The following is a 24,052-nucleotide window of genomic DNA, read 5'->3' on the forward strand; positions in this document are numbered from 1 at the left end:
TCCTAAATTTCCCCCGTTAACCAAGAATTCTATCCCTATTATACAAAAAAACCTGTAGATTTGGCCACTAGTTAGGGACTTTGTCTACAAGCTGAGGACTTTACACTAATATAGTGTAAAGTCCTATTGCTGCTTTTATTAGTATAAATAAGAAAAACCGATAATTTAATTAACCTTTGATGTTAAGATAATTCTAGTGAACCTGTTTCTAGTGAATGTACAACTTTCGATATCATTATATTAGGTAAAGCATTAATTTCTCTTCTTAGCTCTCTTAACCTCTCTGTTTTTTCTATTATATAGTTTTCAAACTCTTGTTGAATCTCAAGAGGGGGTACAGGAATTTCAATCGCTAGTAAATCTCTTATACTTAATCGTGGAAGAGCTGAGCCTGTCTGCATAGACTTAACATAATTTTGAATGTAACTAGAAGATAAAACAGTTCTTAAATAATGTGGCATTATTTTTTGAAAATCTGGTTGTAATACGTGAAATTCCCCGGAACAAATACCATTCTCTACTTCACCAATTGCGAGATAAACTTTGTTTAAATAAGGTCTTAATCTTCCATATAGGATATCTCCTTTATAAAAAACTCTTGAAGTAGATTTAATCTCATTTCCTTTTTTTGGGTTAAAGTTAATTAATTCTCCGGTTAGAGGAGTTACATTTTCTAAACCTATATAGTTAAAGTTCTCATCGGGAAAATCATAAGGTTTAATATTTTCTTTTCTTTCTCTTACCAACAAACCAATTTTAACCATCTCAAATGCAGATAGCATCTTTTCTTCAGATGTTGTAAAAAGCTCTACTTTCCATCTTCCATATTTTTTTAATTCTGTAAAACTAATTGTTTTAGTCCACATTTATTCTACCATCCTTCTTTATCTAGAAATTCTAAAACAGCTTCTCGCACTTCATCTATTTCGCTACCACTTTTCAGATGTCCAGTAGCATCATAACCAATATTGTCAATTTGGGCTAAAAATATATTATAGTTCTCTTCTTTAATTTCACCAATATCCCATTTACGAAGAAAGATTATACTTGTTTTTATATTTGCTCCAAAAGGAGCAAATGTCTCTAATGGTAAACTAATAATTGCTCTTATCTTTGCATGTTCTTCTATCCACTCTCTTACATACTGTGTGCGTTTGTTTGCTAGTAGACCATCTGGTAATACAATTCCTAACTTTCCTCCGGGACGAAGGAACTGCATGCATCTCTCAAGACCAAGAACTTCGAGAGGAACAGTTTTATATCCTTCGGTTAAAACGAAACTTCCGAGCTGCATAAAAGCTTCTACTCCAAGTAAAGAACCGAAGGGCGGATTTGTTAAAATTAGGTCATATAACTCAGGTTTTAAATCTGTATAGTTCCTAAAATCCAGAAGCGAATCAGAACATCTAATATGAGTACTACCATCACCATGGAGCATCATATCTGTCATGGCAATCCTCACCATTCGGTCACTTTTTTCAATCCCATGAAGATTTTTAGAGGCAAACTCTTTCATGATTTCTTCTAAATCTTTCTCATTATCTATATTTAATGTATTTCTAACATATTCAAATGTCTTAGAAAGAAAGTGTCCCGAGCCACAAAATGGGTCAAGAACAAAATCATTTATAGATGGTCTTGCTATTTGAACCATTAATTCAACAATAACTAAAGGTGTAAAATATTGCCCCATACCAGCCCTAATTGCTGGATTTATTACCTTTTGAAAAGCTCTACCTTTAACATCAATATTTGAGTGAGTTAGATTATAATGTTGAAGTACTTCTACTACTTTGGCTAAAGCAGCAGATGATAATTTAATATCTGTATTAAAAACACCCATATGCAGATTTTGAGTTTTATGTTTTACAACTACTTTTTCGTTTGCCTGCTGGTACATCATCCTGATGTTAACAGCTAACTCCTCGGTGCTACCGTAAATAGCACGTTGCATTTTAGGAAGATGGTCTACCAATGTCTCATTTTCATCGTAAAGCTTACAGTATATTATTTTACATAGTTCATCTAAAGCCTCATCTGCATGAAGTCCATCAATATCCCTTAGATGACTATGTGCTTCAAAGAATACATTTTCAACTTTTTCGGATAATAATGATTGTATGTTTCTAGATTTAGTATCTCTCGGAAATTCTTCATATCTATATATAAAATTCGCTTTATTTGGTAATTGATAACTTTCAATGTCCACTATATATTCTATTTGTTGGGAGCTAAAATTTTTTCTAACAGCTTTAGTTCCATCTACCGAACCATCTGAAACAATACCTAACCCAGCAAGTGGATATTTATCGAAAAAAACTGATAATGCTTTCTCTGCTTTTTCAAAACAACCTGGTTCGGCGATTGAAACAATTAGAAAAGGATAATTAACTTTTGTTAACACTGTTAATCCGAAGAATTCCTCGGTTTCTACTAATTTTATTCTTTTGCCAACCCATTCTCTTGGATAATAGTAACTTTCGATAAGTTCATTTAATATCCACTTTCTTATTTCTTCTCTACTAACATTTTTCTTCTTATTTAGACTAGGCTCACCTTCAAGCCATTCAGATGATTCCATACTATAATAAGGTCTAATTTTCATTTGATAACCTCTCCTGTTTTTTTTCTGTAATTTTAATTATACAAAAAAATGACAGATCGTCAATTTAAAAATTGACATTCTGTCATTTTTTATTAAGGGTTAAATTAATTACAAAAACCTCATTTACTTATGATACGGTTCACCCTTCATAATCTTAAACGCTCGATAGACTTGCTCTAATAAAATTAATCTCATCAACTGATGAGGAAAAGTCATCTTTGAGAAGGATAATAACTCATTTGCCCTAGCATAGACTTCCTTTGACAATCCCAATGAACCACCAATAACAAAGGCCACATTACTTTTTCCATAGGTAGCTAGGTTGTCCATCTCTTTTGCTAAATCCTCTGAACTCCACATCTTACCCTCGATTGCTAATGCAATGACGTAATCGTCTTGCTTTATCTGAGTTAGAATTCTTTCCCCTTCTTTTCTTTTCACTTGTTCCATTTCGGCTTCGCTTAGATTCTCTGGGGCTTTTTCGTCGGGAACTTCGATGAGTTGGACTTTGGCATAGGCGGAAAGGCGTTTCTTGTATTCTTCGATTCCTTGAAGTAAATATTTCTCTTTTAACTTTCCAACACCTATAATGGTGATATGCATGAATGAAACACTCCTCTTATAATTCACATTAATATTATTATGATGTGGAAACAAAAGCAGAGGCTCGATGTCCTCTGCTTTATTCTTTATCCATTAATTTTTTGTTTATTGGTTAATTGGAAAATCAGCTAGTGTCATCTCAATCGTTTGGACTTTACCATCACGATAGAAGGTGATCTTCATACGATCGCCCACACGTTTTTTCTTATAAAGATATTTGCGTAAATCTGAGGAGTTCCTGATCGTTTGATCATCCAACTTCACGATCACGTCAAGTCGCCGTAATCCAGCCAAAGCGGCAGGTCCTGTTGATTTAATATCATAAATGACTACCCCTTCTTCAATCGAAGATGGAAGTTTTAAGACATTGATTCGATCTGATTGTGAGACCATTTGCAGATCGATTGGTGTAATTCCCATATAGGGCCGCTTAACTTTCCCATATTTTAACAAATCATCAATAATCGGTTTTGCATCACTAATCGGTATTGCAAAACCTAGACCTTCTACACCACTTTCAGCAATCTTTGAACTATTAATTCCAATCACATCGCCATCAATATTTAAAAGTGCCCCGCCACTATTTCCTAGGTTAATCGCAGCATCTGTTTGAATGACTTCTGTCTCCCAATCCGATTGTCCATCTCCATCGAGATCTTTTTCAATGATACGAAGGGGTGAACTAATTACTCCTACTGTAACGGTTTGGGAAAACTCAAGCCCCAATGGATTTCCAATCGCAATGGCTGGCTCACCAGGTTTTAATGTCGTGGAATTACCTAAAGTGGCAACAACATCTACATATTGATCATCGATCGCTAGCACTGCAAGATCTGTTAATGAATCTGCGCCTAATATTTCTGCCTTTACTCTTTTGCCATCAGCTAAAGCGACTTCAACACCTGTTGCTCCTTCGATTACATGATAGTTTGTAATGATATATGCTTTCCCGTTTTGCTTTTGAAAAACAACACCTGACCCTACTCCTGCTTCTACATTCTTTGTTGATTGATTCCAAAAATTGATTTGTTTCTGTAAGTTAACTACACCAACGACTGCCGGTCTTGCCTTTTGTGCTGCTTGTTGAATAGCGGAAGTTACGTTTACAGTTATTTGTTTGGTTTCCCCTGGTTGACTAGGTTGTAATATACCACTTGGTTGGCCTGTTTCTGTTTTCGGCATTAATTTAATAATTCCCAAATTAACTAGACTTGGCATCAACATCAGAACAATGAGGCCGCCAATAATTGCAGAGATAAGAGGGGTTAAAAACCCCCTTTGCTTTCGGCTTGACCTACCCTCATAAAATTCATCTTCATAGAATCCCATGAAATCCACCTTCCTTTATTTCTATCATTATACCCAATTTTAAACCATATTTTTTCACCATTTGCTTTCATTTGCAAAAGATCAGGTCTATTTTCTTCAAAATTTGTTAATACTAAAGGAATAGAATTCGTACAAAAAGAACAAAATGATGCTTTCGAAATCACTTTTTAAAATAATAACGAATATATGGATAGGGGTGTTTCAATATGAAATCTGCACATATTAGTAAAATGGTTCCTGAAGTAGATTTTATTGGCCAACTAGCCGATCTTAAAGAAGTAGATTATAAGAATATGCTGGTTTTAACCGGTCTTATTGAATTATTAATTGAAAAAGAGCTGATTACGAGAAAAGAAGTGATTGAAAAAGCTGAACAACTTGAAGCGGATTTATCATTCCTCGATGTACTAGAATAGAATTCTTGCTCTTTTCTCTTTTAGTTCTTCTAAACTTGTTGGCTTATCATGATAAGTATCCATAATTTGTACATCTTTTTCTGTGATGCCATAATCCTTTAGGATCGTCGCGACGGTTAACCGTGCTAATTCAGGAAGATTATTTTCCCGACTTAAATGTGCCAGGAAGACTTTCTGCGTATCACTTGTAATCACATCAGCTAAAGCCTCTCCTGAAGCTTCGTTTGAAAGGTGGCCTGAATCTCCAAGAATTCGCTGTTTGACACTCCAAGGATACCGAGACATCCGCAACATTTCTACATCGTGGTTGGCTTCAAAAATCAATATATCGGAACCTTTTATTTTTTGTTTCATTTTCTCACTGACGTATCCTGAATCGGTAAGAATGGATAATTGCAAATCTTGATGTCGAAATAGATAACCGACTGGTTCTACTGCATCATGAGAGATTGCGTAGGATTCAATTTGCAAATTACCAAATTCGATCACTGAACCTGTATCCATAATTCGCTTTAAAGATTCATCGATTTGACCTACATGACTAGGTAACCCATTTAGTGTTCGTTCATTTGCATAAAGCGGAATCTGGTATTTACGAGCTAAGACGCCAATCCCTCGTATATGATCATCATGTTCATGGGTGATAAATATCCCATTTAAGTCTTTTGGATTCACACCAATTTCTTTTAATCCCATTTCTATCTTTTTACCACTTAACCCTGCATCAACAAGAAAATGGTGTTGATCTGTTCCTATGTATATGGAATTTCCTGTACTTCCACTTGCAATAATTCGATATCGGATCAATGAATACCCTCCACTCCCCCTGTCATGGCATGAATATAGATCATTCCCCGACGCTCACTGTCTTGATAAACAATTCTCCAGACAGGGACAAGAATTTGAATATCTTCAGGATAATCCTGCTTATAAAAACCTAACTTCATTTCTTTTATTTCCGACCCATTTGGAATATATTGATAATCCAATGCCGTTCTTAGTGCAGAATGAGCGGAAATCACCTGCCGAGTTGGACCTTTATCAACCATTTCATAATACTCTTGCTGATATGAAATCACTTTCCCTTTAGATATTTGTAAAATTAAATTGTCACTGAAATAAGGAAAATCTTCAATTCGTTGGTGAAAAACGAGACGATTGGAACTAGACTCTTGAGAATCATAGTCATATTCACTAAAATGGTTAATCGTTTTCTGAAGTTTTGCATTTAGTAATTTTGAGTTATACGGTTGCTCTAATTTAATCGGTTCTTTGATTTCATTTCTTTTAAGCTTCTTTTCTTTTACTTGGATAAAATGGAGTTCTGGAATTTCTTTCGGTAAATTGTAAGTAAGTTTAATTCCTTGGAGTCGTAATATATGATTTAATTCTTGTATGCTATTGGTAGATTGAATATCCTGTAGATATTCTTTTTGCTTCAAATAGATTTGATAACCCAAAACAAGATTTAATATGAAAAAGGTAAAGATAAAGATTGTTTTCGTTTTACCCCAATCCATTATAACACCCCACTTTGGAAAGCAGGAACTTCTAATTTTGGCTGATCTTTTAAGCGAACACTCCAATAAGGATAAAATTCAACATGGTCTTGCTTCTGAACAAGGTGATAAGTTAATTCAATGGCAAGAATATCACCATTTTTGATTCCATTTTTTTTTAACTCTTCCATGATCGCTGGTCTTGGTATGATCTTGACCTTTAATGGCTCTAAATTCTCTATGAACATTAGAGTTGGCCGTTCAAAAAATATGATTGATCCATTATTCATTTGTAATCGGTATTGAAACAATTCCTTGTCGGTCACTGGAATCCCATTAAAATATTGGTTGAACTCAAACTCCCATAGATTCTTTCCTAATATTTGCGAAGAGGTTAAAAAATAACTTCCTCCAAAGCCACCATGTTGATTGATATAGTTGATTGCAGTCTTCAAATCTTTTTCTAGGTCAAGATTTTTTTGTCCATTTGAAATCGATTGAAAATAATTCAAATAATGTTCTTTTGCATATACCTGTAGACTACTACTGCCATCGGTATAAATCATTCGCTGGCCTCCATTTTGATCATAAACCTTTCGAACTGCAGTATGATCTAAGAACAGTAATTGAATCAAATGATCATCGGTTATTTGCACCATTGATCGACGTGGAACCTGTATTTCTACTTCTTCCTCGGGTAGATAATAAAAACTGACGATTTTTTTGTTTGGTTGATTGCTGATCAGATAAGAGTATAAAGGAAGATGAAGATCTGAATTTAATAAATCATCAAGTTTTGTACTTGTGATAGAAGTTTTCGCGGCATATACTTTATCTTCATGATCATTAATAAAATAGACGATTGGCATAGTTTGCGAATGATTGATGATCCAAATCCGATTCACTTGATCAGGAATCTCTGTGATTGGTGAGATCATTAGGATATTCTTTAAAAAAGCCTTGGGCATTGATACTGGTAAAATGAGTTCTATTCCCTTTTGGTTTTCTATTATCTCCTTCCACTCAATCGGTTGTTGTTGAAGTACAAAATCATAAAACGATTCATTTTTTATTTCTTGGAGTAATTTTTGAAATAAGTTAGATCCAGGGTATAAAACGGTATGGCGATTATTCCCAAAATGGAGAATCATTCGTTCAAATCCAAGTACCTTTTCAGTCGATAGTTTTTGACCAAAACGAGCACGAGGCAAGAATTCAGAAATCTGCGTATTCCCATTATTAGGACTATAATAGATTAAAATCCATGTCAAAATTAAACTATTGATTACTAACAGAAATAAAATAATGGATTTGACTTTTTCTCTCACCGTTAGTCCTCCTTAGTCGTGGTAATGGGAATAAAAAAACGAACCTTTGTTCCTTTGCCAACTTCACTTTCAACCTCAATCTCGCCATGGTGAGCCTTAATAATTTCATGTGCAATCGCCAAACCTAATCCAGTTCCACCTAGTTCGCGAGATCTCGCCTTATCCACTCGGTAAAAACGTTCAAATAATCGAGAAAGATGTTTTTTAGGTATTCCAATACCCGTATCTTCAACTTCAATAAACAATCGATTTTGTTTTAATCTAGCTATGACCCTTACTTTTCCCTGATCACCAGTATACTTAATTGCATTTGAGATGAGATTGTCAAGTACTTGATCAATTTGATCACGATCCAATTCAATCGTAGGTAGATAATCTGGCAAATCGAGCGTTAATTCAATGGAACGTTGTCTTGCTTGGAACGAAAAACGATCAATGACATCCTCAATCATTTCTCTTACTGAGACAAGAGATCTCTTTAATTTAATTTTCTTTTCATCGAGTCGGGATAATTGTAATAAATCGTTAACTAACCTGATCATCCGATCCGTCTCATATCGAGTCACTTTGATAAAACGATGAGCTAATTCTGGATCTTCTATTGCCCCTTCATCAAGAGCTTCGAGGTAACTTTTTAATGTGGTTAATGGTGTTCTCAATTCATGAGATACATTGGCGACAAAGTCTTTACGCATTTGTTCTAAATTTTCTTCTTTGGTCACATCTCTTAAGACGATAATTAAACTAATTTTTCCTTCATGAAAATGATGAATTTTGTTTAATGTCATTCTTAATAATTTCGTCTCTTGATCATTTGAATAGGGGTAAATAAGGTTTTCTTCTGAAATTGGGAACATAATTTTTGGGAAAATATCTGTCAGTGTATGACCTTTTATTTGTTCTTCTGATATCCCAAGTAAATCCAATGCACCTTGATTGACAACAAGTATTTTTCCTTGTTCATTGGTTGCAATAACTCCGTCACTCATATGAGTCAAGATTGAAGATAGTTTCTCTCGTTCTTCTTGATTTTGATCAATGGCTTCTTTTAGTTTTTTTGCCATTTGATTAAAAGTAGATCCTAATCTTCCAATCTCATCTTCACCATAGATTTTGACCCTTTGATTAAAATCTCCTTCAGTAATCGCCACTGCTTGTTTCGTAATTTCTTGAATTGGCCTTATAATCGTACGAGATAGAAAAAAACCAAGAGTAGCTGTAAAAACCAATGCGATTAATGTTGCCGTTACTAAAATGTTGCTAATTCGATAAACCGTTTTGTAAACCTCTTCTATTGACGCTGTCATAAAAACCGCACCGATCGTATTTTGCTCATGATGAATGGGAATGGCTAAAAACTTGATTCGATTTCCCGTTTTTTCATCGATCCGAACCGTTTCGCTTCGAGTTCCTAAAAGAGCTCGACTCACGTCAATTTGATAAATTTTTTGTCCAATGATGTTCAGGTTCGTTTTTTTCGTTGTACCAAGAATAATCCCATTACTATCAATAATGGAAACATCGGCACCGTCTAAAGCAAATAGATGCTCAACAAGATTATTAATATCTTCTCTTTTTTCCAGATCATCCTTCTTTTCATCAATCAGATACTTCTCTAAATTCACGGCTAACAAATTAGCCTGAGTATTTAAGGTTTCGTTAAAGTTTCCAATATAATAAGCTTCTAACGAACGTATAAAATAGATCCCAATAATTTGCATCGAGATCAAGATTAGAAGGATATAGATGACAACAATTTTCCATTGAATGCTTTGGAAAAACTTCGTCTTTCCCAAATTTGATTACTCCTTTTCTTTAGGATTTCGGAGTACATAACCAAGCCCTCTCTTTGTAAGAATATATTCTGGCCGACTTGGATCATCTTCAAATTTTTCCCTTAACCTACGGATCGCAACATCAACACTTCGTATATCCCCTAGATAATCATAACCCCAGATTGCTTGTAATAAGTGTTCTCGCGTTAATACCTGCCCTGAGTGCTTGGCCATATAATAAAGAAGTTCAAATTCTCGATGAGTCAAATCTAAATTAACTCCATTTTTTTTGACGATATAAGTAGAGGGATTAATATATAACTCGCCCAACTCAATCGTTGGTGCGCTTATCGTTTGTCCCCCTATACTTTTGACTCGTCTTAAATTGGCTTTTACTCGTGCCATTAGTTCACGAATCGAAAAGGGTTTTGTCACATAATCGTCTGCACCCATCTCTAACCCTAATACTTTATCAATTTCATTATCTTTAGCTGTTAACATAATAATCGGCGTGTTGGTAAAAGAGCGAATCTCTCTACATACTTCAAAACCATCTTTAAATGGAAGCATGATATCCAATAAAATGAGGTCAGGATTTCGTTCCTTTGTCATGCGAATCCCGGTTTCACCATCATATGAAACAAAAGTCTCATACCCTTCTTTTTCCAAACTAAACTTCAAGATATCAGAGATTGTTTTTTCATCTTCAACAATTAAGATTTTGAGTTTCATCCATATCCCTCCTAATAAAAAAGATAGGTCTGTTCATGACCTGAACCTACCTATCTTTCTTATTCCTTTTTTGTTCAGTTCTTATCTTCTAACATAATTCAGCGGATTTCTTACCCCTCCACCAATATGAACCTCAAAATGTAGATGAGTACCTGTCGATCTTCCTGTATCCCCCATAATACCAATCGTTTGCCCTTTATCAACGCGGGTACCAGGGGAAACTAAAATTTCATTTAAATGTGCATACAGGGTTTGTATTCCATTATTATGGTTAATAATAATAGTATTACCATAACCGTTTTTCCAACCGGTAAATGATATGACACCACTATCTGCTGCTCTTACCGTATGATTGCTAGAGGTGATATCAATACCTTCATGCATTTCACCCCAACGGCTGCCAAATGGACTACTAATTGACCCACCATACGCTGGCCAGATTAATGAGCCAGAACCACGGGATGGAGCAACCTTTGTTCCACGTTTAATAATTTGTTTCACAGGTTGGGTTTTAACTTGTTCGTTTCGTACTTCTTTCTGAACCGGAACACCATTTTCAAGATATACATCGTAAGTAACTAGTTTTGAACCATTTTTCCCGGTTTGTACTGTTCTTGTTTGCCCTTTATACATCGAAGAATCATTTTGATACTCTATTGCATAAGGGATTGGTTCTTCCTGTACAACTGTTTCTTTTACTAAAACCGTTACTAACGACTTCATAGCCGTTACGTTCAGTTCATCACCAATATGAATTAATTCACCACTTAACCCTGGATTTAATTGATATAATTGCTTTGTGGTTAATCCATGCTTATTGGCAATGTCAGAAATGGTATCTCCCTCTTGAACCTTATATTTCTTTTGTTCTAAGGTTCCCTGCTTTATCAATTTGAGCAAATCCTCTTCAGACATTATTTCGTCTGGTGAGACCTTTAATTCTTGTAAGCTCACTTTTTCTTTAATTGTAACATCATCAACTTTGATTGTCGGCCCTTCATTTAAGGAAGCGGCTTTTATTTTATTTTTATCCGTTTTTGGTAGATACCCTTGTTTTATTAAATCCAATATCCGATCTGCTGTTGCTTTATCTTTGACAACCCCGACTTGTTTCCCGTTAATCACAATCGCAGTTCCAACCGCTTCAATATGAAAAATCTTATTTAATGCATGAATGGTTTGGTTGTTGTTAAATTCGCCCTTAAATACTGTTTCTTCCTGATATGTAACCTTATTCGACGAATCTAGAGATTTTAAACCATATGTAGTTTGGGCTTTTGCCAATTGTTCTTTCTTCCATCGTTCAATCACATTTTTATCATTCACAGTTCCTACAAATTTACCATCGACGTAAACATGGTATAAAGTAGTCGCATTCGCTTGATAATAATAAAGACCAAACGATGAGCTAATTAAGATTATTCCTGTAAGAGAACCTATAATAATTGATTTTTTTTTATTTTCTGAAATATAATGTTGCAAATTGTTTATTCTGTCCTTGCTTATGTTTAATACAGAAGTAACATTATCTTTTAATTTATCCTTCATTTCGATAAATCTTTCGCTTAAACTCTGCATGGTTACCTCCTTTATTATGGAGTTTTAGATGGAGCCGACGATGGGACTCGAACCCACGACCTGCTCATTACGAGTGAGCCGCTCTACCAACTGAGCTACGACGGCATGACTAGGGTAGCTTATCCATAATGTAAATGTAACATAGTATAGCATGTATCATCAAGTGGTAATTTTTGATGATGCACTCTTCTACTCAAATATTATAAAATGAAACAAACTCATTGGAGGGATAAAATGTGACAAAAACCCGAAACATCTTGGCCTCCTTTCGTACAGTAGATGAAGCTCAAAGAGCTGGACAAGAATTAAAGGCCTTAGGAATTAAGGAAATGCAAATCGATCGGGTTAGCTTATACCCCGGTTTTAATCTAAACGAATTTTCTAATCCTATTACAGGACGTTTTGATAGTTTAGCTGACTTAACCTTAGGTTCTGATTTTTCAAATAAAAGCGCTGAAATTCTTGCAGCAGCTGATGTAAATGCAAGTGGCTTATCTGATGGTGGCGAGATGGATATTGATCGTAATGTTTTATTAACTATTGTTGCAGATGAAAATTTAGCCGATCAAGCCGAACAAATCATCCAAAAATATAACGGTATGTTTTAAATCTAAGTTTCAATTAAAATATTTATTTTATGAACACAAAAAACATTAGGGGGAGTTTTTAAGCTCCCCCCTGTTTACATTCAATTTCACTCATTTCATTTATGAGTACGACATCGAATCACAACGTCTCTTTGATCCTTGCTCTTTGTGTCTCCGACGTCCCCATGCTTGCTCTTGCAAGCTGGTTTCGAATCCCTTTATCGAAGCATGGCAAGGATGGTGACCCGTAGGGGATTCGAACCCCTGTTACCGCCGTGAAAGGGCGGTGTCTTAACCACTTGACCAACGGGCCATAAAAATGGTGAGCCATACAGGATTCGAACCTGTGACACCCTGATTAAAAGTCAGGTGCTCTACCTGCTGAGCTAATGGCTCACAAACAACACGTTGTATATGTTATCATGTTGTATAATAAAATGCAACCCTTTTTTTTATTTTTATTTAACTAATTTTTGGGGTTCATTGTAAAATTAAATGCAACAATAAATATATAGAAAACGCCATGGTAAATCCGTTATGATTAAGTCGACCAAAACCATACATAACAGGAGGATTTACCGATGGCTTATTCTAAGCATAACACAAAGAAACGTCATTTTAAACATCTCACTCCATATGAGCGAGGTCATATTCAAGTGCTACAAAAAGAAGGAAAAACCCTTCAAGAGATTGCAGATCTTCTTGGTCGCCACAAATCTACGATTTCTCGAGAATTGAAGCGAGGAACTGTTATTCAGCGTCGTTCTGACTTATCTGAGTATAGGGCTTATTAACGAACGAACAGAGTCTTGTTCTTATTCAAATACCCCTCTTATCATATTGGTTTGATCACGATTTGGTCCAACTGAAAATATAGCAATTGGAATCCCTGTTAATTGAGAGATTCTTTCAACATAATGACGAGCATTAATCGGTAGATCATGAAGGCTGCGTACACTAGATATATCCTCTGTCCAACCTGGTAGTTCTTCATAAATCGGTTCACATTTTGAAAGGATGTTCAGATTTGCCGGATAATTTTCTAATACTTCACCATTATATTTATAAGCAACACATATTTTCAATGTAGGAATACCTGTTAAAACGTCAATTGAGTTTAATGAAAGCTCTGTAATTCCACTGACCCTTCTAGCATGTCGCACAACAACACTGTCAAACCAACCTACTCTCCTTGGTCTTCCTGTTGTCGTTCCATACTCGTTTCCCACTTCTCTTATCCGATCTCCGATCTCATCCTTCAGTTCTGTAGGAAAAGGACCATCCCCAACACGAGTCGTATATGCCTTTGCAACGCCTACCACATGATGGATTTTCGTTGGACCTACCCCTGAACCAATCGTAACGCCACCTGCAACTGGATTTGAAGAGGTAACAAACGGATAAGTCCCTTGGTCAATATCCAACATAACACCTTGTGCACCTTCGAACAACACTCTTTTTCCTTGGTCAATCGAATCATTTAATACGACTGATGTATCGGTTACATATGGTGCAATAATTTTACGATATTCTGCATACTCTTCTAATAATTCCTCTGCGTTAAACCCCTCTGTCTCATAAAACTTTTCAAATAAACGATTCTTTTCTTCTAGATTCCTTCTTAATTTTTGTTCAAATATTTCCTCATCAAGGAAATCAGCCATGCGAATACCGATTCGAGCGGTTTTATCCATATAGGCAGGTCCAATTCCTTTACCTGTTGTTCCAATTTTATTGGTGCCTTTTCGCTCTTCTTCCATTTTATCTAATTTAATATGATAAGGCATAATGAGATGAGCACGATCACTAATTCGTAAATGATCCGTTTTAATTCCTTGTTGATGAAGATATTCTAATTCTTCTACCAAGGCTTTTGGGTCAATCACCATCCCATTACCTAAAACGCACATTTTATCTTCATATAAAATGCCTGAGGGAATAAGATGGAGTTTGAACTTCTTTCCATCAATGACAATCGTATGCCCAGCATTGTTCCCTCCCTGATAGCGAGCAACCACTTCTGATTTCTCTGCTAAAAAATCTGTTATCTTACCTTTTCCCTCGTCTCCCCATTGAGTTCCGACTACAACAACTGTAGACATGGAACCACCTCCAATAATCGACTGATCAAAATCTCACATTTTCTAGTTTAGCAATTTAAATAATTGATGTCAACGTTAATTACGAACGTTTGTTGGATATTCATAATATTTTGTTCGTGTTTTAATTAGATAAATAAAAAGCGGACAACCCTTTTTTCATAGGATCTCCGCTTCCCAAATTAACTTACAGAGGCTTCATGATTTTGTGCATAATTTACAAATTTATTATAATTTTTCAAGAACACAAGTTCAACTTTGCCGACTGGGCCGTTTCGGTGTTTGGCAATGATGATTTCAACAATGTTTTGTTTTTCTGTTTCTGGATTGTAATAGTCATCGCGATATAAAAAGGCAACGATATCTGCATCTTGCTCAATACTTCCTGATTCACGAATATCTGATAACATCGGTCGTTTATCTTGTCTTTGCTCAACTGCACGGCTTAATTGAGATAAAGCAATAACTGGAACCTCTAACTCTCTAGCAATTCGTTTTAATTGCCTTGATATTTCCGATATCTCTTGTTGTCGATTATCTGACTTCCCTCGTCCATGGATCAATTGTAAATAATCGATAACGACTAAACCTAAACCCCTTTCCGCTTTAAGACGTCGTAATTTGGCTCGAATATCATACACAGTGATCCCTGGAGTATCATCAATATAAATCGGTGCTTCTGATAACGTACTCATCGCCATCGTTAACTTCTGCCAATCTTCTTCTTCCATTTGACCTGTTCGAAGCTTGTGAGCGTCTAAGTTCCCCTCAGCTGAGACCATCCGTTGAACCAACTGACTAGCTGGCATCTCCAAACTAAAAATCGCTACTGTTTCTTTTGCTCTTGCAGCCACATTTTGAGCCACATTTAAGGCAAAAGCCGTTTTCCCAACCGAAGGTCTGGCTGCAAGAATGATCAGATCCGACTTTTGAAAACCTGATGTCATTTTATCTAGGTCAGCAAATCCTGATGGTATGCCTGTAATTTCTCCTTTATGTTGATGTAAAAACTCAATTCGATCAATGGTTTCCATAAGAATATCTTTAATCGCAATAAAACTATCTTGATATTTTTTTTGCGAGATTTCTAAAATTCTTTTCTCTGCATCTCCCAAAATATCTTGAACATCATCACTTTCAATATAACTCGTACTTGCGATTTCGGTCGCAGCACGAATTAATCTTCTTAAAACGGCTTTTTCCTCTACGATTTTTGCATAATATTCTACATTCGCAGCAGTTGGCACTGCATTGGCAAGGTCGGTAAGATAGGAAACACCGCCAACTTCTTCTAATAACTTTTTATTTTGCAAATCAGAAGTTAATGTAATCAAATCAACGGGTTGGCCATTTTCAGACAATTCAAGCATAGATCGAAAGATTTTTTGGTGTGATGCACGATAAAAATCTTCTGCTGATAATATTTCTGATACCAAAATTAATGCATCTTTATCAAGTAAAACAGCACCAAGAACAGCCTGTTCCGCCTCAATATTTTGAGGTGGAATACGATCTAAAAATAATTCACTCACATGCATTCCCTCGATTTTCAATGCTTATTTTTCATCAACCACATGTACCTTAATGGTCGCTGTTACTTCTGGATGAAGTTTGACCGAAACATTCGTATAACCGAGGTTCCGAATCGGTTCATCCAATAAGATTTTCCTCTTATCAATTTGGATTTTCATTTGTTTTAATTGTTCAGCAATCTGTTTTGAAGTAACCGCACCAAATAATTTGCCACCTTCACCAGCTTTTGAAGGAATGGTAACCGTTATTTCTTCTAAATTCTTTGCAAGTTGTTTCGCTTGTTCTAATTCTTGAGCCTTTCTTTTTTGTTCACTGCTTTTAAATGCGTCTAGTTCTTTGATATTTCCCTTTGTAGCTTCTTTTGCTAATCCTCTAGGAAAAAGAAAATTCCTAGCGTATCCTTCAGATACTTCTTTTATTTCCCCTTTTTTTCCTTGGCCTTTCACGTCTTGAAGAAATATTACCTTCATACGGATAATCCTCCTTCTTTTTGTACTTCTGTTAATACTTCCATTAGTCTGGATTCAGCTTCTTCAACATCGATTCCTTCTAATTGTACCGCAGCATTCGTTAAATGACCACCGCCGCCTAATCGTTCCATAATCGTTTGGACATTGATTTGCCCTAAAGATCTCGCGCTTATCCCTACTAATCCATCAGGACGAACACTAATGACGAAAGATGCAAAGATTCCGCTCATATTTAAAAGTGTATCTGCGGTTTGGGCAATCAACAACTGGCCAAGTTTTTCCTTCGCTACCGCAATTGCGATATGGTCAAAAGCAATACGAGCCTTTTTCACCAATTCTGCTCGTTGAATAAAGTGTTCGATATCTTCTTTCAACAATTTTTGCACAAGAGCAGGGTCAGCACTATTTCTTCTTAGAAAAGATGCCGCTTCAAACGTCCTTGCTCCCGTACGAAAAGCAAATGACTTTGTATCGACAACGATACCTGCTAATAACGCTGTCGCTTCCAAACGATCCATCTCTATCTGATCACTTTGATACTGTAATAGTTCGGTTACTAACTCACTTGTTGACGAGGCGTAAGGTTCAATATACATTAGCACAGGGTCTTTTACAATTTCTTCTCCTCGTCTATGATGATCGATGACCACAATCCGTCGACATGCAGCAACGATTTTGGGTTCAATGGTTAATGAAGGTTTGTGGGTATCTACCATAACAAGTAATGTTTTAGCCGTTACCATATTTAATGCTCGTTCTGGTGTAATAAAATATTGTGGAAGTTTCTCATGACGGTGAATCTCATCTAATAAGGTTAGAATCGAAGGGTTGGCATCATCTAAAACAATATACCCTGTTTTACCATGGATATGGACTGCTTTTAATACTCCGATCGATGCTCCAATCGCATCCATATCAGGGGTCTTGTGTCCCATGATCAAGACAGTATCACTTTCACGAATAAGATCTTTTAGTGATTGTGAAATCACTCTTGCCCGAACTCTGTTTCTCTTTTCAACGGCATTGGTTTTACCACCATAAAAAGATAATCGATCACCCGCTTTGACTGCAGCTTGGTCTCCACCGCGACCCAAAGCGATATCTAAACTAGATTGAGTGATTTGCCCTAATTCAATCAGTGATTCAACTCCAGCGCCAATACCAATGCTTAATGTTAAAGGTATCTTATTATCTGAAGTCATTTCCCGAATTCGATCCAAAATGTCAAATCTTGTCGTTTCCAATTTCTTTAATACATGTTCTGTCATCACGATCCAAAATTTATCCGCTGCATATCGTCTTAAATAGATATCTAGTTCAGTTGCCCAATCATTGATAAGACTTACCACTTCAGTAAGTAAAATGCTCCGGCTTAGCTCATCAAGCCCTTGAGCAACTTCATCCAAATTATCTAAATGAATAATGCCAAATACCGGTCTTGTATTCTGATATTTCTCTTGAAGCTGACGATACTCTGTAATGTCTGTGATATATAAAAGTCTTTCTTCTTTATTCATCTCAATTTGATAAGTTTTATCTTGATAGGGTATCGTCTGTTTTCTTGCCGCTGAATCCCATTCTAAAGAAGGGAAAATTTCTGCCAGTGGTTTTCCGATTAATTCTTGGTTGCCAACTAAAATTTGAAAATATGGATTGAACCATTCGATATTCCCTGCTTCATCATAGAGGACGGTCCCGACGGGAATCGTTTGTAATACATCGCTACCTGCTCTTTTCACTCGATGGGAAATGGTTGAGATGTATTTTTGTAGCTCTTTCTGAAAACGAACCTGCGTTTGATAAAGATAATTGATCAATAAAATAAGTAGAATAAGGAAAACCACGGCTAATAACCAATGATCAATTGCAATAATCCCGATTAAAATCAATCCAAACAATGAAAATACTAAAAGATAATTTTTCGCAAAGCGACTTAGTGAAAATTTAGGCATAAAACAAATCAGCCCCTAAATGTTAGCTTTTTTCGAACATTAAATCCTAAATCAAGGAGACCCAGCAAATCTAAAATCGGTAATATCGCTGAAACTTGAAACAATACTAATCCAATAATTGCAGCAAACTTCAAAATTGCATTCCATTTTTTCCTACTCATATAGAACAGTGCAAATGAAATACCTTGAATGATTAAAAGAAAACGCAAAATTGGGTATAAATTTAGAAGAATCAATTTCATTTCATAAATATCCATTACAGAAGGAATGGCCATTAAAATTGCTGCAAATACATAGTAATAAAATATACTTCTAGGTAAAGTCCAATTTTTTAAAGGTGGAAATGTTACAATTTCGATTCGAAGGGCTTTAAATACAAACCGGGAAATAAAATGAACAATAAACACAATAAACAAGGAAGCAAAAATCAACATCGATGGTAAAGTGTATCCCACCATATCTGCCATTTCTTGCAAATAGCGATCTCTTTGCTGATCAATTGCTCCCAACTGTTGCATCAATTGCAACGGTTCTAAAATAAGAACTTTTCGCATATATGCTACTATATCAATATGTAAAATGATCCGAATAAAAAATAATAATAAAATAAAGTTTAATAATGCAGTTATCAACCCACCAACAATCGGAGGTAATAAATTTTTACGACGATATAATGTACCCATTACACTCCCAACAGTTCCACCTAATAAGACGAGAAAATAATCAATGGGATTCGATAAGATAATGGCCAAAAACGATGTAACGATTGTAAACATCAATCCTTTTTTTAACCCTTGATGATAACCAAAGATAACAAATGGTATTGGCATAAAATAGATCGTGATTATACCAAGCCATTGATTTAAAAATAGTAAGCCAAAAATAACGAAAATGGTTGCTAGAATTAGTCGTATGTTTTTCAAAAAAGACACCTCTTAGCGTTTGTTAATATATTGTTCTAATAAAGATAAATCGCCATACCATTCTTCTACTTCATGCCCGTGTTTTAAATGTTCTTGAATCTTATCCTTTACCGCTGTCTCTAATTTATGAAAAGGAATCCCAACACGTCTGGCAAGAACATAAATTGCTAATAATAAACTTGCCATACTGTCTAAAATTAAAGCTTCATTTCCATGTAATAATCCTTTAAATAAACCACTTACTTGTTCGAGGATTTCTGATTTCAACCATTCCATGACTTTTAAGTGTTTGGCAAATTGGACATTTCGATCCTGTTTATCCAAAAAAATCTCTCCTCTCATACATTCTATCTATGATGGAATCGATCTATTCTTCAAGTAACCCTTTATTGTATAACATAATTTAATTCAACAATAAAGAGCTTGTTTCCTTCAAATTGTAAAAAATAGCCCACACTTAAGATGAGATAAATGGTTGTTGAATGATCCTAATGTAAAAAAAACACCATAAACGGCTTTTGAACCATTTAATGGTGTTTTTTTATTATTTCATTATTCCATCGTATATGGTAATAAACCGATTTGACGAGCACGTTTAATCGCAATTGTCAACTTACGTTGATATTTTGCAGATGTACCTGTCACACGGCGTGGTAAAATCTTACCACGTTCACTGATAAACTTTTTAAGTAGATCAGTATCTTTATAATCAATATGGGTAATTTTATTCACAGTAAAGTAACATACTTTACGGCGTTTACCACGTTGTTTGCGGGCCATTCTATTCCCTCCCTTTCATCTTCGTTTCAAAATGTCGTAAAAAATAGGTTGTCATTTAAAATGGTAAGTCATCATCGGAAATATCGATTGGACTGCCATCATCTGCAAAGGGGTCTTGTTCAAACCGGTCATTCGGTTGATTTCGAGATCCAAAGAAATCACCCGATTGATTTCGAGATTGTTGATTGGCAGATTCTAAGAAACGAACATTATCCGCCACTACTTCTGTAACAAAGACACGTTTTCCTTCGTTATTTTCATAACTACGGGTTTGCAACCGTCCTTCCACTGCTGTTAAGCGGCCTTTCTTTAAATAGTTGGCCACGTTTTCAGCTAGTCCTCTCCATGCTACAATAGGAATAAAATCAGCCTCACGCTGACCCTGTTGATTGGTGTAGTTACGGTCAACCGCTAGAGTAAATGTCGTTACAGCCACCCCAGTAGGAGTGTACCTTAATTCAGGATCTCTGGTTAACCGTCCGATTAAAATGACACGGTTTAACATGATTATCCCCCCACAAAAACCTATTTTTCATCTTTTACAATGAGGTAACGGATAATTCCATCGGTGATCTTTAAGTTACGCTCAAGTTCAGCTACCACTTGAGGTTCAGATTGGAAATTAATTAAAACATAAACTCCCTCATGGTAACCTTTAATTTCGTATGCTAAGCGACGCTTACCCATTTCCTCAACTTTTTCAATCTCACCGCCATTAGCTGTGATCACATTTTGAAACTTCTCTACTAGTTCTTTAGTAGATTCTTCATTTAAGTCAGGGCGAATGACATACATCACTTCATATTTACGCATCTACTTCACCTCCTTTTGGACTTAACGGCCCCCAAATTGGGGGCAAGGAGCGAGATTTCAGGACTCGCATTCTTGTATTATATCATTAGAATAAGTCGATTTCAAGCAAGCAAACCTAAACATTAAAACGGAAATGCATAACATCCCCATCTTGCACCACATAATCTTTTCCTTCTAAACGAAGAAGACCTTTTTCTTTAGCCTGGTTCATCGAACCTGCCTGTAACAAATCCTCGTATCCTACAACCTCGGCTCGTATAAAACCACGTTCAAAATCGCTGTGAATCACTCCAGCTGCTTGAGGCGCTTTAGTTCCTTTTTTGATTGTCCACGCTCTTACTTCCTGAACTCCAGCTGTAAAATAGGTAATCAAACCTAGTAAACGATAAGCAGCCTGAATTAACCGATCAAGCCCTGATTCTTTTAAACCTAATTCCTCTAAAAATAACTGGCGATCTTCCCCATCTAACTCAGCAATTTCTGATTCAACTTTTGCACTAATCACAATAACTTCCGCACCTTCTTGTGCAGCAAAATTCTTCACCTGCTTCACATAGGTATTGTTCTCATACTCTGCAATTTCATCTTCACTTACATTGGCTACATAGAGAACCGGTTTCATGGTTAACAAATGCAAGTCACGGATGATCATTTTCTCATCCTCATCTAATTCAACACTACGTGCAGCTTTTTCTTCTTGTAATGCCTTATGGATTCGTTCCAATACGTCATATTCGATTTGATATTTTTTATCCCCACTCTTTAAGTTCTTTTTTGTCCGTTCTAGGCGTTTTTCCACAGTTTCAATATCGGCCAAAACTAATTCTAAGTTAATCGTTTCAATATCCCGAATTGGATCTACCTTACCAGAAACGTGAGTAATATTCTCATCTTCAAAACAACGAACGACATGTGCGATTGCATCCACTTCACGAATATGAGATAAGAATTTATTCCCTAATCCTTCGCCACGACTCGCTCCAGCAACGAGTCCAGCAATATCAACAAATTCAAAGGTAGTCGGTACAATCCGATTCGGTTGAAACATATTTGCTAATACTTGTAAACGATGATCAGGTACCTCTACGACACCAATATTCGGGTCAATCGTACAGAAAGGATAATTGGCTGCCTCTGCACCTGCTTTGGTTATCGCATTAAATAGGGTTGATTTCCCTACATTTGGTAATCCTACAATTCCCGTTGTTAGCGGCATATCTTTCACTCCTTAGACTACGAACATATACTTGAATTATTATAAAAAAGTAGGTAGAAGAAAACAAGAAAAAAGGGGCTGTCTAAAAAGTTCATTTAAGTTGAAAATCCGCCAAAATTAAACCCCAAAGAATGTTGATTTTACAGCATTCTTTGGGGTTGCTTTTTTTAGATTTCGGGGTTAAATACTACTTTTTGGACAGCCCCGAGGACAAGCTTTGTAATCGTTTTCAAATTTATCTTTATTAACTCACTTTTTTATTTAATTCTTTCACATTACTTAAATGTAACCCAGTATTGGCTTTAACCAAAATTTCATCATATTTTACTGGATCTTCTTTTCTCGGAGAGAAGATGGTTCCTAGATATGCTCCAATAAAACCAAGTGGTATAGACACAATACCAGGATTGGATAATGGGAAAATTGGATTTCCTACAAGAATAGCTTTACCAGCGACTGGATTCCAAATATTAGGCCCGATCGCAATTAGAATCAAGGCACTTAATAATCCAACTAACATTCCTGTTACAGCCCCAGTTGTGTTAAATTTTCTCCAATAGATCGTGAAAACAATAACCGGTAGATTTGCACTTGCTGCCACAGCGAATGCCAATGCCACTAAGAAGGAAACATTCAATGATTGCGCATATAGTGCAAGAAGAATGGATAAAACAGCCACACCAACCGAAGCCCAACGAGCCGCTAACATTTGTTCTTTTTCTGTTGCTTTTCCTTTTCGTATCACATGACCATACAAATCATGAGCAAAAGCGGAAGCGGCAGATAGTACAAGTCCTGCGACAACCGCTAAGATGGTGGCAAAAGCAACAGCAGATACAAAAGCAAAGAGGAAATTGCCACCAAGCTTCTCAGCTAATAATGGGGCAGCCATATTCCCTGCTTTGTCAATCGCTACAATCTTGTCATTACCTACAAATGCAGCAGCTCCAAAACCAAGGAACATGGTCATCACGTAAAATATACCAATTAGCCATGTAGCATATACCACAGACTTACGAGCTGTTACGGCATCCTTAACTGTAAAGAAACGAATGAGAATATGTGGGAGTCCAGCTGTACCTAATACTAAAGCTAAGTTCAGTGAGATTACATCGATCGGATCTTTAAACTTATTTCCTGGATTTAAGAATTTTTCCCCTAATGGAGTTACTGTTTTCATGTGTTCAAACATATTGACAAAGCTAAAGTCGAATTTAGCAAATACAATTAATGTTATAATTAATGTTCCTGTCATTAATAAAACAGCTTTTGTAATTTGTACCCAGCTAGTTGCTGTCATACCTCCAAAAACAACATATATCGTCATTAATGTTCCTACAATCAATACAGAAGTTGTATAGTTAAGGCCTAATAATAACTTTATTAATCCTCCAGCCCCAACTAACTGTGCAATCATGTAAAAAATCGAAATCGAAATCGTATTTAATGCAGCAACCCCACGGACCTTTTTATTATCAAAGCGAGCAGCGATCATGTCTGCCATCGTATATTTCCCTAAATTTCTCAGTGGTTCTGCGACAATATAAAGTACAACTAAGTAGGCTACTAAATATCCAATACTATAGAAAAACCCATCAAAACCCGTTAGAGCAATCGCGCCAGCGATACCTAAGAAAGAGGCGGCTGACATATAATCCCCAGCAATTGCCAGACCATTTTGCCAACCTGTCAGTCCTCCTCCAGCTGTATAGAATTCACTGGTTGTTTTTGTTTTCTTGGAAGCATAGTACGTGATGACCAACGTTAACGCAACAATTGCTAAAAATAAAATAAATGCTGTTCCGTTCATCTTT

The 24,052-nt window shown here is 36.0% G+C and carries 23 protein-coding genes, 3 tRNA genes and 1 pseudogene; 3 read left to right on the plus strand and 24 right to left on the minus strand.

The genetic code is table 11. From position 1 onward, the window contains the following. Positions 1-182: 182 nt before the first annotated feature. The 4 genes from EDD72_RS09100 to EDD72_RS09115 form a co-directional block, all read right to left on the minus strand. Positions 183-866, minus strand: a complete 684-nt coding sequence (locus tag EDD72_RS09100) for a restriction endonuclease subunit S (protein WP_132769559.1) — start codon at positions 864-866, stop codon at positions 183-185. 5 nt (positions 867-871) lie between these two features. Beyond that, positions 872-2,605, minus strand: coding sequence for an HsdM family class I SAM-dependent methyltransferase (locus tag EDD72_RS09105; protein WP_132769561.1), 1,734 nt, complete (start codon positions 2,603-2,605; stop codon positions 872-874). A 123-nt stretch (positions 2,606-2,728) separates the two neighbouring features. Next, positions 2,729-3,208, minus strand: a complete 480-nt coding sequence (rlmH, locus tag EDD72_RS09110) for a 23S rRNA (pseudouridine(1915)-N(3))-methyltransferase RlmH (protein WP_132769563.1) — start codon at positions 3,206-3,208, stop codon at positions 2,729-2,731. 105 nt (positions 3,209-3,313) lie between these two features. After that, positions 3,314-4,537, minus strand: coding sequence for a S1C family serine protease (locus EDD72_RS09115; RefSeq protein WP_132769565.1), 1,224 nt, complete (start codon positions 4,535-4,537; stop codon positions 3,314-3,316). 206 nt (positions 4,538-4,743) lie between these two features. Here EDD72_RS09115 and EDD72_RS09120 point away from each other — a divergent pair, with 206 nt between their 5' ends. After that, positions 4,744-4,953 (plus strand): hypothetical protein, encoded by a 210-nt coding sequence (locus EDD72_RS09120; RefSeq protein WP_132769567.1) that lies wholly within the window; start codon positions 4,744-4,746, stop codon positions 4,951-4,953. Here the strand turns inward: EDD72_RS09120 and EDD72_RS09125 are convergent. From EDD72_RS09125 to EDD72_RS09155, 7 genes are all read right to left on the minus strand, one after another. After that, positions 4,945-5,757: an MBL fold metallo-hydrolase gene (locus tag EDD72_RS09125; protein ID WP_132769666.1), complete on the minus strand. Its 813-nt coding sequence runs from the start codon at positions 5,755-5,757 to the stop codon at positions 4,945-4,947. The two genes, EDD72_RS09120 and EDD72_RS09125, sit on opposite strands and share 9 nt — an antisense overlap. Then, on the minus strand, positions 5,757-6,473 hold the full coding sequence (yycI, locus tag EDD72_RS09130; RefSeq protein WP_132769569.1) for a two-component system regulatory protein YycI: 717 nt from the start codon (positions 6,471-6,473) through the stop codon (positions 5,757-5,759). Before yycI ends, EDD72_RS09125 begins: the two co-directional genes overlap by 1 nt. Next, positions 6,473-7,780, minus strand: coding sequence for a YycH family regulatory protein (locus EDD72_RS09135; RefSeq protein WP_132769571.1), 1,308 nt, complete (start codon positions 7,778-7,780; stop codon positions 6,473-6,475). The genes yycI and EDD72_RS09135 overlap by 1 nt, the downstream gene beginning before the upstream one ends. A gap of 2 nt (positions 7,781-7,782) precedes the next feature. Further along, on the minus strand, positions 7,783-9,576 hold the full coding sequence (gene walK / locus EDD72_RS09140; protein ID WP_132769573.1) for a cell wall metabolism sensor histidine kinase WalK: 1,794 nt from the start codon (positions 9,574-9,576) through the stop codon (positions 7,783-7,785). Positions 9,577-9,582: 6 nt separating this feature from the next. Continuing rightward, entirely contained in the window at positions 9,583-10,287 is a 705-nt protein-coding gene (yycF, locus tag EDD72_RS09145) for a response regulator YycF (protein ID WP_132769575.1), read from the minus strand. An 81-nt stretch (positions 10,288-10,368) separates the two neighbouring features. Beyond that, positions 10,369-11,865 carry a M23 family metallopeptidase gene (locus tag EDD72_RS09150; RefSeq protein WP_132769577.1) on the minus strand — a complete coding sequence of 499 codons (1,497 nt, stop codon included), beginning with the start codon at positions 11,863-11,865 and terminating at the stop codon, positions 10,369-10,371. A gap of 29 nt (positions 11,866-11,894) precedes the next feature. After that, positions 11,895-11,970 (minus strand) — tRNA-Thr (locus EDD72_RS09155). A gap of 131 nt (positions 11,971-12,101) precedes the next feature. On the opposite strand from EDD72_RS09155, the gene EDD72_RS09160 reads away from it, so the two are divergent. Next, on the plus strand, positions 12,102-12,473 hold the full coding sequence (locus EDD72_RS09160; RefSeq protein ID WP_132769579.1) for a hypothetical protein: 372 nt from the start codon (positions 12,102-12,104) through the stop codon (positions 12,471-12,473). A 217-nt stretch (positions 12,474-12,690) separates the two neighbouring features. Here the strand turns inward: EDD72_RS09160 and EDD72_RS09165 are convergent. Together EDD72_RS09165 and EDD72_RS09170 are read right to left on the minus strand one after the other, a co-directional pair. Next, positions 12,691-12,765, minus strand: a tRNA-Glu gene (locus EDD72_RS09165). A gap of 7 nt (positions 12,766-12,772) precedes the next feature. Beyond that, positions 12,773-12,848 (minus strand) — tRNA-Lys (locus EDD72_RS09170). A 185-nt stretch (positions 12,849-13,033) separates the two neighbouring features. Between EDD72_RS09170 and EDD72_RS09175 the strand changes: the two are divergent. Next, positions 13,034-13,243 (plus strand): annotated as a pseudogene (locus EDD72_RS09175) (helix-turn-helix domain-containing protein); the annotation flags it as partial. 24 nt (positions 13,244-13,267) lie between these two features. On the opposite strand, the gene EDD72_RS09180 reads toward EDD72_RS09175, so the two are convergent. The 11 genes from EDD72_RS09180 to EDD72_RS09230 form a co-directional block, all read right to left on the minus strand. After that, a complete protein-coding gene (locus EDD72_RS09180; protein ID WP_132769582.1) occupies positions 13,268-14,554 on the minus strand; it encodes an adenylosuccinate synthase in 1,287 nt (428 codons plus the stop codon). A 179-nt stretch (positions 14,555-14,733) separates the two neighbouring features. Continuing rightward, positions 14,734-16,083, minus strand: coding sequence for a replicative DNA helicase (gene dnaB / locus EDD72_RS09185; RefSeq protein ID WP_132769584.1), 1,350 nt, complete (start codon positions 16,081-16,083; stop codon positions 14,734-14,736). A 24-nt stretch (positions 16,084-16,107) separates the two neighbouring features. Beyond that, positions 16,108-16,554 carry a 50S ribosomal protein L9 gene (gene rplI / locus EDD72_RS09190; RefSeq protein ID WP_132769586.1) on the minus strand — a complete coding sequence of 149 codons (447 nt, stop codon included), beginning with the start codon at positions 16,552-16,554 and terminating at the stop codon, positions 16,108-16,110. Then, the gene (locus EDD72_RS09195) at positions 16,551-18,506 is read right to left on the minus strand and encodes a DHH family phosphoesterase (protein ID WP_132769588.1); all 1,956 of its coding nucleotides are present in this window, start codon (positions 18,504-18,506) and stop codon (positions 16,551-16,553) included. Before EDD72_RS09195 ends, rplI begins: the two co-directional genes overlap by 4 nt. Positions 18,507-18,514: 8 nt before the next feature. Beyond that, the gene (locus tag EDD72_RS09200) at positions 18,515-19,429 is read right to left on the minus strand and encodes a DUF2232 domain-containing protein (RefSeq protein ID WP_165895033.1); all 915 of its coding nucleotides are present in this window, start codon (positions 19,427-19,429) and stop codon (positions 18,515-18,517) included. A 12-nt stretch (positions 19,430-19,441) separates the two neighbouring features. Continuing rightward, positions 19,442-19,753: a MazG-like family protein gene (locus EDD72_RS09205; RefSeq protein ID WP_207893684.1), complete on the minus strand. Its 312-nt coding sequence runs from the start codon at positions 19,751-19,753 to the stop codon at positions 19,442-19,444. Between the two features lie 228 nt (positions 19,754-19,981). Continuing rightward, positions 19,982-20,209, minus strand: a complete 228-nt coding sequence (gene rpsR / locus EDD72_RS09210; RefSeq protein WP_132769594.1) for a 30S ribosomal protein S18 — start codon at positions 20,207-20,209, stop codon at positions 19,982-19,984. Between the two features lie 55 nt (positions 20,210-20,264). Next, the gene (gene ssb / locus EDD72_RS09215) at positions 20,265-20,714 is read right to left on the minus strand and encodes a single-stranded DNA-binding protein (RefSeq protein ID WP_132769596.1); all 450 of its coding nucleotides are present in this window, start codon (positions 20,712-20,714) and stop codon (positions 20,265-20,267) included. A gap of 20 nt (positions 20,715-20,734) precedes the next feature. Then, a complete protein-coding gene (gene rpsF, locus EDD72_RS09220) occupies positions 20,735-21,022 on the minus strand; it encodes a 30S ribosomal protein S6 (protein WP_132769598.1) in 288 nt (95 codons plus the stop codon). A gap of 115 nt (positions 21,023-21,137) precedes the next feature. Next, a complete protein-coding gene (gene ychF / locus EDD72_RS09225) occupies positions 21,138-22,238 on the minus strand; it encodes a redox-regulated ATPase YchF (RefSeq protein ID WP_132769600.1) in 1,101 nt (366 codons plus the stop codon). A gap of 244 nt (positions 22,239-22,482) precedes the next feature. Beyond that, the gene (locus EDD72_RS09230; RefSeq protein WP_132769602.1) at positions 22,483-24,048 is read right to left on the minus strand and encodes a solute symporter family protein; all 1,566 of its coding nucleotides are present in this window, start codon (positions 24,046-24,048) and stop codon (positions 22,483-22,485) included. Between the last annotated feature and the right edge of the window lie 4 nt (positions 24,049-24,052).

Origin of the sequence: Tepidibacillus fermentans, assembly GCF_004342885.1 — a bacterium.
GTDB classification, from domain to species: domain Bacteria; phylum Bacillota; class Bacilli; order Tepidibacillales; family Tepidibacillaceae; genus Tepidibacillus; species Tepidibacillus fermentans.